This window comes from Paenibacillus sp. KS-LC4 (assembly GCF_036894955.1).
Lineage (GTDB): Bacteria > Bacillota > Bacilli > Paenibacillales > Paenibacillaceae > Pristimantibacillus.
Genome location: NZ_CP145905.1, coordinates 3,024,839 through 3,041,969 on the forward strand (window position 1 = coordinate 3,024,839; position 17,131 = coordinate 3,041,969).

Consider the following 17,131-nt stretch of genomic DNA (forward strand, 5'->3'; position numbering starts at 1 on the left):
AAAATCTATTAAAGGATAGATAGGAGGATGTACATGCTAGTGCTGGGTCTTAATGGCGGCATTGAATTGCCGCATGAGGATTTAAAGGTGTTTGGCTATGGCGGAATTGCGCATGACTCTGCTGCTGTTCTTATTAAAGATGGGGTGGTCATAGCGGCCTCTGAGGAAGAAAGGCTTAACCGGGTAAAGCATACCGGCAAGGCTCCGCTGCAAACGATCCTATTATGCTTAAAGCGGCTCGGCATTACGTTCGCGGATATTGATAAGGTTGTTATAACGACAAGAGAGCAGGAGACCAATCTGCTTGTGCGGGATGACTTTTTCTATCGCGATTCCTTGCATAAAAATTCGAGAGAGCTGCTGGTAGATTTCTTTTACCAGATTGACGGCACGAAATATGACCCGAATCGAATCGTTTTTGTCGACCACCACATTTGCCATGCAGCCAGCGCGCATTTCATGTCCGGCTTTGATCGCAGCTTGACGGTTACAATTGACGGGGAATCGCAGGAGGGCTACGCCGGCTATATTATTAGTGCCGAAGGAACGGACTTCAAAATCCTTGACCGCATCTCCAATGAAAACAGCTTGGGCTCCTTCTATATTTCGGTTATCCGTATGCTGGGCTACCACCAGCATGATGAATACAAGGTAATGGGCCTCGCGCCGTACGGCGATCCAAGCAAATTCAGACGGATGCTCAGAAAAGCATATGTTCTGCTTCCCGAAGGCAAGTTCAAAATTAATTTGGCCTGGTCAACTGCTCTTTTCGATTTTATGACGCCTAGAAAGAAGGGCGGTCCCATTACGCAGGAGCATATGGATTTGGCCGCTTCCTTGCAGGAGGCGCTCGAAACGATTGTCATGCATATGCTAACGCATTATCAGCAGGCAACCGGACATACGAAGCTTGCCATGGCAGGCGGTGTAGCCCATAACTGCTCCATGAATGGAAAAGTACTTTATGCGGGGCTTTTTGATGAGGTTTTCGTACAGCCGGCGGCACATGATGCAGGCAATGCGCTAGGCGGCGCCTTGTTCGTATCCAATAAATTTGCGCCTGACAAGTCGCTGGAGAAGCTGGAGCATCTGTATTGGGGAAGCGAAATTCAAGGCAATGAGGGCTTGGAGCAAATATTAAAACGGTGGGAGCGTTTCGTCAGCTTCCGCAAGGTGGACAACATCGCCGAGGAGACAGCCAAACGAATTGCCGATGGGGCTGTTTTTGGCTGGGTTCAGGGGCGCTCCGAATTTGGTCCTCGTGCGCTAGGCAACCGCAGCATTCTTGCTGATCCAAGGCCAGCGGAGAACAAAAGCATTATTAACGAGATGGTGAAGAAACGGGAGGGCTACCGGCCGTTTGCACCATCCATTTTGGAAGAGCATGTAGGCGACTACTATGAGCTGCCGCGTACGAAAGCACCTTACTCGTATATGAATTTTGTACTTATGACAAAAGAGGATAAGCAGCCGCTGCTTGGAGCCGTTACACATGTCGATGGCACTGCCCGCATTCAGACGGTCTCAAAAGAAACGAATGAACGGTATTGGGAGCTCATTAATGAATTCCGTAAATTGACCGGGGTACCGATTTTGCTGAATACGTCGTTCAACAACAACGTTGAGCCCATCGTAGATTCGGAGGAGGATGCAATTGCAAGCTTCCTGACGACGAATATTCACTACTTGGCTATCGGCGATTATATGGTAGACAAAAAGGAAGTAGACAATGCTGATTATTTGCATATGGTGCCGACGAGGCTGATCAATTCGGAATTGAAAAAATCAATTGGCTATTCCGCTGACGGGACGAAACGCACGCTTCATGAAGTAAGGCTTCATTTTGGAGATAAATACAAAAAAGCGATTCCGGAGGAAGTGTTCCTCATGCTGGAGCTTTCAGACGGCCATAAATCGCTGGACGAGCTTGCTGATGAACTAGGCTGCACTGCGCTGACAAAATCGGAAATAGCAGAGCATTTTATCGAGCTTTGGTCGCTTCGACTCGTTCATCTCAGACCATCCGAGCGCGTTGCAGCCCTATCGGCTAAGGGGTAAGGAGTCAGGATGAAGAAGCTGAAGCTGCTTGCCTTTCCTTTTGCCGGTGCCTCGTCCATGTATTATTACAAGTGGAAAAAACATATGTCCGACCATATCGACTTTGTTCCTGTGAAGCTGGCAGGCAGAGGTGCCCGGCCAAGAGATCCTTTGTACAACACCTTTGATGAGGCGATTGAGGACGTGTATGAGCAAGTCGACAACATTATTGACGATGGTCCTTATGCTTTTTTTGGTCATAGCATGGGAAGTATGCTTGCTTATGAATTGTCGCATAAGTTGAGGCAGCAAAAACGTCATGACCCTACGATGATATTCGTGTCCGGCAGATGGGCTCCCCATATTACAAGACCGGATTTAGTCAATCCAAGCACGCCGGACGAGCAGCTTAAAGAGCGGCTGCTGGAGCTTGGAGGAACATCTAAGGAGCTGTTTGAAAATTCGCTGCTTGCGGATGCATTTATTCCGATATTGCGTGCCGATTTTTATGCGATGGAATCCTATGTTTATGACGGCAGCAGAGAGCCCTTGTCAACAGCGATTAATGCGATGACAGGCGTGAAGGACTGGGATGTCAATAAGCGGGATTTTGCCGAATGGGGCAAGCATACGACTGGGGAGTTTTCAGTCCATAAATTTATGGGCGGACATTTTTACATTAATGACAGCTTTGACACGGTCATTCAGCATATCAATCGCACTTTGCTAAGCAGCGTACGCTAAGCAAGCGAATTGACCTTTGCGCTGGACCTATAAAACGAATGGGGGTGAGCCAGCGGTTATGGACAAGCAGCAGCTCATGCATCATATTTTCGCAGCAAACCGTGAAATAGTTGATCGGGGAATTACATTTATCAACGAGGCAGACGAGGAAGAGTTTGTCTCCTACAGCCAGCTTTACGAGCGTTCGCTATGTCTGCTTCAGGACTTGCGTCAACACGGGGTGCAGGCGGGCCACGAGCTGTTGTTGCAAATACAGGATAACCGATTGTTTCTTGAAGTTTTCTGGGCTTGCATACTGGGGCGGATCATCGCCGTCCCGGTAACCGTGGCAACCAATGATGAAACGAAGCTGAAGGTCAATAAGGTTTGGGGTAAATTAGGCACCCCGCATATGATTGGCAGCGAAGCAACGATGAACGGTTTGGCTTCTTTTGCAGAGGAGAACCCGGAATGTGGTCCAAGTGTTGACGTCATGAAAGCCCGATTTATAAATACGGCGTCCTTAAAAGGGGAAAGCAGTGCGGAGCTTATGGAGGCTCAGCCGGAGGATATTGCCTTTATTCAATTCTCTTCTGGATCGACGGGCGACCCAAAAGGTGTGATTCTAACCCATAGCAACGTGATGGCGAACGTTGCAGCTATGCAGAAGGTATGGAATTTAGATGCAGGCGGGCGGGTATTAAGCTGGATGCCGCTCACGCATGACATGGGTTTAATTGCGATGCATCTGTTGCATGCCTTTACACAATCCTCGCAGTTTATTATGCGGACGAAGCTGTTTATTCTTAACCCGCTTCTGTGGATAGAGAAGGCGAATAAGCATCGCATTAATATGCTGTACAGTCCTAATTTCGGCTATAAATATTTTTTGGCCTTTTATGATCAAGAGCATGACTACGGCTGGGACTTATCCGGCCTATCCTGCCTTTGCAACGGGGCCGAGCCCATATCAACGGAAATTAGCGAGCGTTTTATAGAGCAGCTAGCAAAGTATAATCTCCCGCAGACAGCTATGAGACCGGCATACGGGCTTGCTGAGGGAACGGTTGGCGTTTGCTTCACCCCTCAGCTTGAGCCGTTCAAGTCTGTGGCTGTGGATCGGAGATTTCTCCAGGTAGGAGAGACCGTGCGATTACTCCAACGAGGGGAGCCAAACAGTCTGCTTTATGTAGATGTTGGTGGTCCCATTGACAGCTGCGAAGTTATGATTGCGGATGAACAGGGCAGTCCGCTTCCTATGTGTACGGTTGGTTACATTTTAATTAAAGGGCCGAGCGTCACCCGAGGCTACTATAACGAACCAGAAGCAGCTGAAAAGCTGGCAGATGGCTGGCTGAATACAGCGGATATTGGATTTATGCTTCATGGGCGGCTAGTCGTTGTTGGAAGGGCAAAGGACATCTTATTCGTCAACGGGCAAAATGTTTTTTTCCATGACATTGAAAGAGTGGCGGAGGAAGTAGACGGGGTCGAGCTATGGAACGTCGCAGCCTGCGCTGCGAAAGGGAAGCTGGCGGATACGGAGGAAGCATGCTTGTTCCTGCTGTACAGAAGTAAAAATCTGGAGGCGTTCTGCGGGCTTGCCAGCCGGGTCAAGCAGCATATTCACCGGAAAATGGGCATCTTTATCGACCATGTTATCCCTGTCAAATCCATACCGAAAACAACGAGCGGAAAAATACAGCGCTATAAGCTGGGGGAGCAATACACGAGCGGGCAGTTTGACTCGCTCATTCGTAATATAGAGAGCATCAAAAGCAAGCAGGCTGCCTCTGAAAATACAGAGCAGCTGCTGCTTAGGCTCTGCCAAGACTTGCTGGGACGGGAGCTTGGCATCCACGACCACTTTAATGAAAGCGGAGGCAACTCGCTCATTCTCACCCAGCTCTCCGATGAGCTGGAAAAATGGCATGGCTTGCGCGTATCTGTGCCTGACCTGTATAAATATCCGACGATTGATAAACTGACTGCGTTTATTGATCGCGGCGGGAGTCTACGCCTACCTTCCGTCAGCATGGATGAGGCCTACTTTAACAAGGAGGGCAGTCAGGGCGTTTCAACCTTTGAGGCTGAGCTGGATTCTGAAACATGCAGCGTGCTGCAAGCTATGGCTGATGAGGCGAAGACGGACCTCAAGCATGTTCTGTTGTCCGGTTTCCTTTATTTGCTGAAGCTGGCATCCGGCGAGGACATAATTCATGTTCAAGTGGCAGCTGATGAAAATCAGTTCCGCTCGCTGACCATTGATTTTGCAGAGGTCAATTCCTTGGAGGCGCTAATTGAACTCGCTGTAACAAAGCTGGAAGCCCGCAGCGGCAATGAGGATGGAGATGACGATGACTCCGTTTATACAGCCAAGGATCTGGATCGCATCCAGCAAAGTGAAGAGCTGCGAATTTTACCGCTTTTCGTTATTCAGGCAGATGCCGCATCCACGCAAGGTCAATGGCTTGAAGTGTTCGATCTTGTGGTCGAGCTTGCAGAATACGATGAGCAAGTCGAGGTGCTGTGCGGCTTTAACTCCCGAAAACTGAAGGAGCACAAAATAAAGGAGCTTTTTACCCAATACATGCTGCTGCTCGCTGATATCGTGGAGAATAGCGATAAGGTTTCGGTCTAGCGAACCGCTGAAGAACAGGGGGATGAAGTTGAAGACGAAGTCGCCGGATTTGACGCAATTGCGTTTAAGAAGCCAGGACGAACTGCCAAAGGCAGCCATAAAGGAAGTAAGCAACCACGATATTGCTATCATCGGCATTTATACGCGTTTTCCAAATGCCCGCAATACAGAGGCGTTCTGGCAAAATATTAAAAATGGGGTAAGCTGCGTCACGAAATTTCCGGAAAAACGCCGGGAGGATGCTGATCGGTATGTCAGATACTCGGGACAAGCGGAACTGCCATACTCCAATGGTGCGTACCTTGAGGATATTGACGCATTTGACTACTCCTTCTTCAATATTCCGCCGAAGGAAGCGCTGCTGATGAATCCTCGTCAGCGTGTATTTTTAGAGGCGGCATGGAATGTGTTTGAAGATGCGGGATACGGGCCGCAGCAGCTTTCTGGCAGCAACATTGGGGTTTATGCCGGACACATCGGAGACGTTGAAAGCTATGTATACCGGGAGATGATTGAGGCCGTTGATCCCACCCTGGCATCAGCAGCGATGCCGGGAAATTTATCTTCTATTATTCCAAGCCGGATTTCTTATTTGCTTAACTTCAAAGGGCCCAGCATGACGGTAGATACCGCATGCTCCTCCTCGCTTATAGCTGTCGATCTGGCCTGCCAGGCGCTTCGCCGAGGAGACTGCGAAATGGCGCTGGCTGGCGCAGTGCGCCTTAATCTGCTTCCGCAAAACAAAAATCACGCGAAGCTGGGCATCGAGTCTACGGACGATGAGACCCGCGCTTTTGATGATGAAGCCGACGGATCAGGAATGGGGGAAGGCGCTGCGATTGTTCTGCTCAAGCCACTCAGCAAAGCGAAGCGGGATGGCGATTCGATCTACTGCGTCATCAAGGGCAGCGCGGTGAATCAGGATGGCGCCTCTATGGGAATTACGGCTCCGAATCCTTCCGCCCAAACGGCCGTTCTTCGTAAGGCTTGGAAGGAGGCGGGCATTGATCCGGCAACGATTGCCTATATCGAAACACATGGCACGGGGACAAAGCTTGGCGACCCGATTGAAATTGAAGGAATTAGCAAAGCGTTCGAAAAGTATACGGACAAAAAGCAATTTTGTGCGATCGGATCTGTGAAGACGAATATTGGCCATCTCTATGATTGTGCAGGAATAGCCGGGCTAATTAAAGCGGCACTGGCGCTCAAGCATCAGCTGCTTCCGCCAAGCCTCCACTTCAAGAAGCCGAATAAACAAATTCCTTTTATTGATTCGCCAGTATACATAAACACGTCCCAGAAGCCATGGGCGCAAGGAGAGGCTCCGCGGCGCTGCGGTGTCAGCTCATTCGGCTTGTCGGGTACCAACTGTCATATGGTGCTGGAGGAATATACCCCTCAGACAGCGGCCACTGAACAGGCGGCAGCCGCCCCGGAGCCATCGTATATGATTCCGCTATCGGCGAAAAGCGAGGAAGCGCTTCATACGCTGCTTCTCCATATGGGCGAATATTTTGAAGGGGAGCAAAGGGCCAGCCTTAAGGATATTAGCTATACGCTGGCGGCAGGGCGCGATCATCATCCGCTTCGTCTCGCTTTTATTGCCGCAGATATCGCCGATCTTAAGCAGAAGCTGCATCAGCTCATCGCAAGTCGGCAGCCTTTAATGGGCTTGAATGTTCCTTGGCTCTCTAATGGTGCATCGAAGCCGGCGGGCGATCATGCTCATTCCGCACAGCTAGCCGAGCGGCTTGTCAAACAGTTGAAAACCGCTGACGTACTTGAGCGCCCAGAGCTGCTCCAGCAAATCGCAGAGCTGTACACGGCTGGAGCGGCCATTGGATGGTCCGCTATGTACAGAGGAAATAAAGCCAAAAGGGCGCATATCCCCGTTTATCCGTTTGAGCGGAAGCGCAGCTGGCTGCAAATTCCAGAGTCTGCGCCTGCTGAGCGTGAAAACGCACTCTTTTACACGATGAAGTGGATGGAGGAGGCAGCAGAGCATGGAGTCCGCACCTTGCGGGGAGAAACGGTTCTTATTATGGGCGAATGGCAGCAGCTCTCGCAGCAGCTAGAGGAGGAAGGCGTTCATTGCATTCAGGTTAAACGGGGCTCGTACTATCAGGTGCTTAGCCCGGAATCCTACATCATCAGCGAGAAAGAGGAAGATTACGACAAACTGACGGAAGCTATTAAACATGTGAAGTTTACAAAAATACTGCATTTGCTTTGCTACAACGGACCGAATGAGCTGATATCGGCGGAGCAGCTTAGTGAAAGGCAGAGCTTAGGCGTGTTCAGCTTGTTCCATTTGACTAAAGCGCTCCTGCGTGCAGGCGTCGGACATAAGCATGAAATCATTATTGCAGCCGACTATGTAAACCGAATTACCGGAGAGGAAGCGTGCCTGAAGCCAGAAAACTCGCCATTGTTCGGCTTAGGTAAAGTCATTGGCATTGAATACCCGCATATTACTTGCAGAGCGATAGATGTAGATGCTTTGACTACGGCACGCGATGTCATTGCGGAGATGGGTCTTAGCAAAAAGACTTATCAAATCGCTTATCGGAACGGCGAGCGTTTTGCAGAAATAATGGAAGAGACGGATGTTGAGAAAATGCAGGGCAAGCCCGTTTCAGTGAAAGAGGAAGGCGTGTATGTCATCACAGGCGGCGCTGGAAACCTTGGTCTACTTACGGCAAAACATTTGGCGTCCAAAGGAAAAATAAATTTGGCGCTGTTAAACCGTACCCCGCTGCCAAAGCAGGAGGACTGGCCCTCGCATTTGGAGCAGGATGACGGCTCACGGCTGCATGACACCATTAAGAAGCTGCAAGAAATTGCTGCTACTGGAGCACAGGTTGAGTGTATCCCGCTTAACGTCACCTCGCTCGATGAAATGAGCGCCGCCATGGAGAGGCTGCGGCAAAAGTATGGAAAAATAAATGGCGTCATCCATGCGGCTGGCGTAGCGGGCAGAGGCTTTCTCATTCGCAAGGACACCGCCGTATTCGAAGAGGTGCTAAATCCGAAGGTTATGGGCACCTGGATTTTAGATAAAGTCACCGAGCAGGATGAGCTCGACTTCTTCGTTTTATTTTCGTCAGGCGTTTCACTTGTTGGCGAGATGGGGCAAGGCGATTATACCGCTGCCAACTGCTATCTGGATGCTTTTGCTGATTATCGAAGGAAGCGCGGAAAGCCAGCTCTTGCCATTAACTGGGTCGTGTGGGACGGTGCGCGAATGGGTGAAGGAACGAGCGAAACGATCGACAGCATTTTCAAAACGCTGCCCGCAGCATTAGCGCTCCATGGCTTCGATCAAGCCGTCAGCAAAGATCTGGGACGTGTATTAATCGGTGAGGTGAATACGTCTAATCCGCGAGGTTTGGAGCTGTTCAGCAAGGATGTTTTCCACTTGCCAGAGAAGCTGCGAGCTATCATGTTTAGTGACAGCAGCAAGGAGCAGGCGGTTCTAGGCAAGACGCAGCGGGCGCAGGAGGCGAAGGTGAAGCTGCTAGGCAGCAAAAACGGCTCCTATTCCGAAGTGGAGCAGACGCTGGCGAGTCTGTACCGCGAGGTGCTCGGCTATGAGGAGCTGAGTATCCACGATACTTTCTTCGAGCTAGGCGGAGATTCGGTGCAACTGCATCGCTTGCATAAGCTGGTAGATCAGCGGTACACGGGACAAACCTCAATAGCCGATTTGTTCGCTTACGCTTCAATAGCCAGGCTGGCGTCATTTTTGACAAAGGAAGACAGCAAAGCAATCAAGCCAAATACCGCTGCTAGGCATGCTCCTGCCTCGCATGAGGATGACATCGCTATTATCGGAATGTCTGCGCTGTTTCCAGGAGCAGATTCCGTTGACCAATACTGGACAAACATCAGCAACGCCGTAGATTGCACAGGGCCTATCCCGCAAGAGCGGCGCATTTACGCAGAGGATTATCTGGCAGCTACAGGTCAGTCTCCGGCTGAACATCCCGGCTATATGGACTGCGCTTTTGTGGAAGGCATTGATGAGTTTGATTATCGGTTTTTCCGAATATCGCCGAAGGAAGCTAATTTGACCGACCCGTGCCAGAGGGTGTTTATGCAGAAGGCGTGGCATGCCATTGAGGATGCGGGATATGGCGGTGATAAGCTGCGCGGCAGTCGCACAGGCATTTATGTCGGGTTTGCCAACATTATTCGCGATTCGTATCAGAAGATGCTGACTGATGTTGATCCTGTCATGATGTCGGAAGCGATTGTCGGCAACGTATCCGCGATGCTTCCAAGCCGCATTTCCCATATGCTTGATTTGAAGGGGCCGACTATGGTCGTGGATACGGCCTGCTCCTCCTCATTAGTTGCTGTGCATTTGGCTAGTAATGCGATTCGGGGCGGCGATTGCGACATGGCGATAGTCGGCGGCGTCAAGCTATTTCTTATTCCGCTTGATCATGAGCATAACAAAATTGGCATTGAATCCACGGATGGGAAAACGCGCACCTTCGACGCCTATGCGGATGGCTCAGGCAGCGGCGAAGGAACAGCGGCCATCATACTCAAGCCGCTAAGCAAAGCCAAGGCGGATGGCGACCATATTCATGCCGTTATTAAAGGGAGTGCCATCAATCAGGATGGCGCATCAATGGGCATTACCGCGCCAAATCCTGCCGCACAGACTGACGTAATAACGCGGGCGTGGGAGAAGGCGGGCATTCACCCAGAGTCAATCGCCTTTTTTGAAGCCCATGGTACAGGTACTGCTCTTGGCGATCCGATTGAAATCAGCGGCTTGAAGCAGGCGATCGAGTCTTATACGGACAAGAAGCAGTTTTGTGCAATCGGTTCGGTAAAGTCGAACATCGGGCATCTAAATGAAGGGGCCGGAATGGCGTCCATTATTAAATCGGTCATGGCGCTCAAGCATCGGGTCATACCGCCGACACTCTACTTCCAAACGCCAAATCCAAAAATCGACCTGCATGATTCTCCGCTGTTCATCAACGCCCAGTCAAGAAAATGGGAAAATGAAGAGCAGCCCATGAGATGCGCGGTCAGCTCATTTGGCCTAAGCGGCACGAACTGTCACATGATTATTGAGGAGTACACACCGGAGGCTACAGAATCTAATGAGGAAGCGAAGTGTCAAGCACCGCCTCAAATATTGACTTTATCAGCAGCCAGCAAAGGATCGCTTATAAGGCTGATCCGACAGTATGCCAACCGCTTTGAGAATGGCACTGCCGGGACACTTGCTGACATCTGTTATACGGCGAATACAGGGAGAGGACATTACGCTCACCGCCTTGCCCTGATGGTCTCTGATGGGGCTGACCTGATCGGCAAGCTGAAGCATTTGGCCGAGCAGGAGAGCTTAAGCCCGCTTTCAGCGGCAGGAGTGTATTACGGCGAATATCGGGCGGTAAGCGATGAGCGTAGCATTCGCAACCCAGGCGACATTACAGAGGCGAGAAAAAGCGAGCTCGGTCGAGCAGGCGAGCAAGCCGTCATGGCGCTGGAAAACGTACCGGCGGCAGCACGTACCGAAGCGCTGGAGCAGCTTTGCCAGCTTTATGTACAGGGCGCAGATATCCCGTGGGAGCAGCTCTACGCCGAACAAAAGCACGCCAAAGTTCAATTGCCAGTCTATCCGTTCGAGCGGACAAAATGCTGGGCGGACTTTCCTAAATATGCGAAGCAAGCTTTGCCCCGTACGGCTTCTGCTGCCGCTGCTGACACTGCTGTAGCAGTGGATAAGCTGCCAGCTGCCTTTACGATGAGCTGGAAGCAGCAGGAACGATTAGTAGTTTCAGCGGCCAAGCCCGCTGATGGTGTGACCGTCATCGTCCGGGACAGCGACGGCTTTGCTGAGCGTTTGGCTAGCGCATTAAGAGATCAGGGCAGGCAGGTACTTATCGCGCATCCCCCTGATTGGTCCATTAGCGAGGAGACAGCTGCTGCAGAAGGGAGAATGCTAGCTGACTATAGCCAGCTTTTGCAGGAGGCAGCGGAGCAGGGAATTGCTCAAATTATCCATTGCGGCAGCCTGACGAGAAGCGGCATATCCAGCATAGAAGAGCTGAAAGCAAGCCAGCATAGAGGTGCAATGAGCTTGTTCCTGATCATGAAGGCATGGGCTGCCTGCGGTTTTGAGCAAGCTGCGGAAATAGTCGTGTTGACTGAAAATGCTTGCCGCATTTCAGGGGTAGAACGGCAGCTTCGACCCGAAAATGCTCCGCTGCTTGGGCTAGCTAAAGCACTCTCCAAGGAGCATTCGAATATAAGCTGTCGCAGCATCGACATGGACGAAGAGCCGAAGCTAGAGGATATTTTGTCAGAATTATCAATGAATTCAGACAGCAGACTCGTTGCTTTTCGAAATGGAATTCGTTATGTTGAGGTATTTGAGCCATGCAGCAGTCTAAATACGCCTAACGGCGAGGAACTGACTGTTCAAGCGGGAGCCGTCTATCTCATAACGGGCGGCACAGGCGGAATAGGACTTGAAACGGCAAAATGGCTAAGCATCAAAGGCCGCATAAAGCTGGTGCTAGTCAATCGCTCCGAACTGCCTGATCGGCGGACCTGGGATAGCATATTGCTGCAAAACGAGGATCTCAAGCTCTGCGAGAAAATAGCAGCCATTCGGGAGATCGAAGCTAGTGGCTCTGAGGTCATTTTATATCGCTCTGATGTATCCCAATACGATGAAACCGCGGCAATGCTGGAAGATATCCGGCTAACGCACGGGGAAATCAAAGGAATCGTACACGGAGCAGGAATAGCACGTACTGAGTCCATCATGGAGAAGAGCTTGGATACGTTTGAGCAAGTCATCCGTGCCAAAATCTACGGCACATGGCTGCTGGATCAGCTGACTCAGCAGGATCGTCTTGATTTCTTCATTATGTATTCTTCTATTGCGACGATGCTTGAGACGGGCTATCAAAGCGACTATCTGGCGGCAAACGCTTATCTTGATGCCTATAGTGCAGCGCCATCCAGCGATGGAAGACGAAGGCTGACGATTAATTGGACGACATGGCAAGGCAAGGGAATGGCTTCTGATCAAAATTTTCAGGCGGATACGATTTTTAAAACGATACAGGCTGCCCGTGCGCTGGAGCTGCTGGACCTTGTTTGGTGCACGCCGGAAAGCAGAGTTTTGATCGGGGAACTGAATTTGGAGAGCAGGATGGCGTTGTGGCTGCATAACTATGCGATTCAATTATCAGCTGACATTGCGACAAGCCTTGAGACGTTGAACGAACGACTGGCGCAAGTGCCGGAAAGATCATCTAAGTCTGCCGGATATGCAGCTGTTACGCTGATCGGCAGCGAGCATGATGCGTTCAGCGAAACCGAGCGGCAGGTTGCCGAGGCTTGTAAAGGGGTGCTCGGATTTACGGAAATCGACATCCACGAAAGCTTTTTCGAAATGGGAGCTGACTCGCTCATGATTCGCCAAATTTATCAGAAGCTTTCGCAGCTATATACCGAAGAAGTTGTCATTACCGACATGTTCGAGTACCCGACGGTTCATAAGCTGGCTAAGCATATCGAACGGCGGCAAGTAGGGATGGACACGGCTGCTGCTGCCCCGATAAACAATCGGACAGTATTGCAGGATGACGAATTAAACCGGATGTTTGACGAGCTTGATAATGGGGCGCTCGATCTTGAACAGGTGCTCTCCAAGCTCGGCTCCAAAGAGAGGTGAGAATATGGACAAGGCTTACAAATATTTGGTGCAGGGTGTTCAGGACAAAAAGATTGACAGGCAGGTAGCTATTGACTTGATTAAGCTGCTTGAGACAGAAGCTGTAACGGATGCCGGCGATATTGCGATTATCGGCATGGCTGCCAAGCTCCCGTCTGCGAGCACGATAGAGGAGTTTTGGGAGGTTGTCGAAAGCGGCGTTGATTGCATAACCGGATTTCCAGATACGCGCAGCGGCGATATTAGCCGTTACCTTCGATTCAAGGGGGTTCCTGAAGAGGAAATCCGTTATAACAAAAGCGCTTATTTACCTGAAATCGATAAATTTGATTATAAGTTTTTTAAGTTGTCCCCTCGTGAAGCAAGTTTGATGGACCCGTGCCAGAGAATGTTTCTGGAGACAAGCTGGCAGGCCGTTGAGGATGCGGGCTACGGAGGAAGCAGGCTGGAGGGCTCAAAGACAGGCGTGTTCGTCGGCTATGCCAGCAATTATAGGGACATGTACGCCAAAATGATTGAGGACATTGATCCTACTGCGCTTTCGATTGGCTTGGTCGGAAACTTGAACGCCGTCATCTCCGGCAGAATTTCTTATTTGCTCGATTTGAAGGGGACAAGCATGGTTATTGATACGGCTTGCTCCTCCTCGCTTGTTGCGATAGATTCGGCCTGCCAGGCGCTGCGCAGCCGCACTTGCGAAATGGCAATTGCTGGCGGCATCAACATTAATACGGTGCCGATCAGCAAGGACTATATGCAGACTGGCATAGAATCGACCGATGGGGTGTCGCGGACGTTTGACAACCATTCGAACGGTTCTGGGGTAGGAGAAGGCATTGGCGCAATCGTTCTGAAGCCGCTAAAGGACGCCTTGAGAGATAAGGATGTCATCTATGCGGTCATTAAAGGGAGCGCCACCAACCAGGACGGCCGGTCAGCAGGACTTACCGCGCCAAACCCGCAAGCACAGACAGATGTTATTTTACAGGCGTGGGAAAATGCCGGCATCGACCCGGAAACGATTGCTTATATTGAGACTCACGGCACTGGCACCAATTTGGGTGATCCGATTGAAATTCAAGGCATTCATTCGGCTTTCCGCAGACATACGAGCAAAAAACAATTTTGCGCGGTCAGCTCCGTGAAGACGAATATTGGTCATTTAAGCGAGGCAGCTGGCATCGTAAGCGTCATAAAAGCAGTCATGGCATTGAAGACGAAGCAGCTGCCGCCTTCGATCCATTTTAACCATCCGAATCGGTCGATTCCGTTTGAAGACTCGCCGGTGTACGTAAGCGCAAAGCTGCGTGCGTGGGAAACGGATGGAGGACCGCGAAGATGCGGGGTAAGCGCCTTCGGCATCAGTGGAACGAATTGTCACGTTGTACTGGAGGAGGCTCCTGCACAAGCAGTCGCGGAGCAAAAGCCCAGGACGCCGCGATTGTTCACATTGTCTGCCAAGTCGGAACAAATACTGCTTGAATTAATTAACCTTTATTCAAATTATTTGGCGCATAACGACCAGCTGAATTTAGATGAGGTTTGCTATACCGCAAATTCTGGCAGAGGTCATTACTCGCATCGGCTAGCGCTGCTTCCGACAAGCATAGCAGATTTGCGGGACAAGCTTGTCAATGCTCGTCTTGACGATAGCGAAGGAGCAAGATATTACGGGGCTCATCGGCTCATTGACTCCTCTAAGGAGGCGCTTGAAGCAAACGATTTGAAGGTCAAGGAGCAGGAGCGGCTAAGCGCAGAGGCGGCGGCAATAATAGCTGCTTACTGGGCTGAGCCCGATGCGCCCAGCAGCCTGATCGAGCAAGTAGCAGGGCTGTATGTCAAAGGCGCCGATGTGGATTGGGATTTGCTTGCTGGAGAAGTGAAGCCTTCAAAGGCATCGCTTCCTGCGTACCCTTTCGAGCGGAGCAGATGCTGGATCGATGCCCCGCTGCAGCAGCAAGTACAGTCTCTAGCAGAAGAAGAGCGCGGACTGTTTTACGGGTTTAACTGGAGAGCGGAGCAGCTGTCAGAGGATGCGGAGCGCGCACAAATGGCTGATGTGCTCATTATCGAGGACGAATGCCGTTCATCGTTTGTGCAGGCGACAATCGACAAGCTGAGGGAGCAAGGGAGAAATGTTATTGTAGCTTCCCTTGGAAGCAGCTTTGCGAGGATTGAAGCTAACCACTATTCGCTTACGTGCAATGAAGGCGATTATGACCAGCTGATGGTTGACCTGCTGGGGCGTCCCGTTACCCACATTTTGCATATGTGCGGACTATCCGAGAGACTTGCTGCCGAAACGCTGGAGCAGTTGGAGCAAAGCCAGCAGCACGGGATATACAGCCTGCTCTATTTAACAAGATCGCTCATGAGGCACGACCCGAGGTCAAAACGGCATATGCTGTTGTTTACGAAGCTGCTGCATGCGGTAACGGGACTGGAAGCTAAATTAAACCCAGAATGGGCAACGCTTGTTGGCTTAGGTAAGGTTATTCCACAGGAGTTTACACAAATCGCATGCAAAGCGGTAGATATTGACGACTTCACGCAAGTAGAGGCCATCTGGCCGGAATTGGAGCATTTTACGAAGCAATATCACGTGTCTTATCGCGAAGGCTGTCGGTATACGGAGGAGTACGGTCCGATAGATCCGCTCAAGCTGGAGGAAGTTAGGACGGAAATTCGCGATACCGGGGTTTACCTCATAACGGGCGGCACTGGAGGCATTGGGCTTGAAAACGCCAAATATTTGGCCTCCAAGGCAAACGTAAATGTAGCCCTTGTGAACCGTTCCCAGCTACCTCCAAAGGAGGAGTGGGCAGCCGTTATTGCAGGCGGCGAGGACGAGGATACGATTCGTAAAATCCAGAAGCTTCAGGAAATTGAAGCGCTGGGCAGCCGTATTACGCTCCATAGCGTAGATATAGCGGACTATGCAGCGATGGCGGCCCTTATTGACGGGCTAAGGGATGAGTTTGGACAAATTAACGGCATTATTCACGGTGCCGGCATAGCTGGTGCGGGCTATTTGTTCAAGAAGGATTTGCACATCTTCAAAAACGTGTTGCAGCCGAAAGTGGCGGGAACCTGGATATTGGATAAGCTTACCCGGGAAGATCAGCTCGACTTCTTCATTATGCACTCATCGGGCGTTTCGATGGTTGGAGAAGCTGGGCAGGGGGACTACGTTTCAGGAAACGCATATTTGGACGCTTTTGCTGCCTACAGGAGAAAAGAGGGGCGCCATGCGCTGGCGTTAAACTGGGTTTCCTGGAAGGAGGCGGGCATGTCCGTCCGCTTCGGCATCAACGTCGATTCCTTCTACAAGGCGCTCCCTACCGTGCAAGCCATTGAAAGCATGGATACGGCGCTGCAACGGAATATGACGAGGGTGCTCATCGGCGAAATGAACGAGAGTCCAGAATACGTTTCGTTACTTAAAGCATTTCCCTTTGATTTAACCGAGGAGCTAAACGATCGAGTCAGCCGATTGTTGAACGGAAGTACCGAGCAAGCAGGGCATAAAGTTATCTCCAATGGAAATTATGATGCCGCTATGCTTGACCAAGGCAGGCTGATTATTTTACCGAAAGGCAACAGCCCCGTGAGCAACAGCTCCAGACCTTCGAAAGCCGCGCTTCGGGGCAAGCAGGGAGAGGGCTATAATGCGGTCGAGCAGGAGGTAGCCAATATTTTCAGCACCATTCTTGGCTATCCCGAAATCGACATCCACGATACGTTGTTCGAGCTAGGCGGAGACTCGCTGCTGCTGATGAGAATCCATAAATTGATTGAGTCGGCGTATCCGGGCAAGGTGACGATTACCGACATGTTCGAGTTCCCTTCCGTTCAGCGGCTGGCGCAGCATATTAACAAAGAGGAGCAAGAGCAGCCAGTGGCCGCGGCAGCCAGTGACGTACGTCAGGAAGCAAGGGATATATTCGAGAAGCTTGCGGAAGGCAATATGAGTCTGGAAGAAGCCATTCACGTTATTGAAGATCTGTAGGAAA

Annotated in this window: 5 protein-coding genes; all 5 read left to right on the top strand. The window is 50.8% G+C overall.

Annotation, left to right across the window (positions count from 1 at the left end; genetic code table 11):
• Window positions 1–33 precede the first annotated feature (33 nt).
• From V5J77_RS12930 to V5J77_RS12950, 5 genes are read left to right on the top strand one after another with little or no spacing between them, the layout of a single operon-like run.
• Window positions 34–2,058 (top strand): carbamoyltransferase C-terminal domain-containing protein, encoded by a 2,025-nt coding sequence (locus tag V5J77_RS12930; RefSeq protein WP_338556390.1) that lies wholly within the window; start codon window positions 34–36, stop codon window positions 2,056–2,058.
• Window positions 2,059–2,067: 9 nt separating this feature from the next.
• Window positions 2,068–2,781 carry an alpha/beta fold hydrolase gene (locus tag V5J77_RS12935; RefSeq protein ID WP_338556392.1) on the top strand — a complete coding sequence of 238 codons (714 nt, stop codon included), beginning with the start codon at window positions 2,068–2,070 and terminating at the stop codon, window positions 2,779–2,781.
• A 58-nt stretch (window positions 2,782–2,839) separates the two neighbouring features.
• Window positions 2,840–5,401 (top strand): non-ribosomal peptide synthetase, encoded by a 2,562-nt coding sequence (locus V5J77_RS12940; RefSeq protein WP_338556394.1) that lies wholly within the window; start codon window positions 2,840–2,842, stop codon window positions 5,399–5,401.
• Between the two features lie 22 nt (window positions 5,402–5,423).
• Window positions 5,424–13,118 (top strand): SDR family NAD(P)-dependent oxidoreductase, encoded by a 7,695-nt coding sequence (locus V5J77_RS12945; protein WP_338556396.1) that lies wholly within the window; start codon window positions 5,424–5,426, stop codon window positions 13,116–13,118.
• Between the two features lie 4 nt (window positions 13,119–13,122).
• Entirely contained in the window at window positions 13,123–17,127 is a 4,005-nt protein-coding gene (locus tag V5J77_RS12950; RefSeq protein WP_338556398.1) for a beta-ketoacyl synthase N-terminal-like domain-containing protein, read from the top strand.
• The last annotated feature ends 4 nt before the right edge of the window (window positions 17,128–17,131 follow it).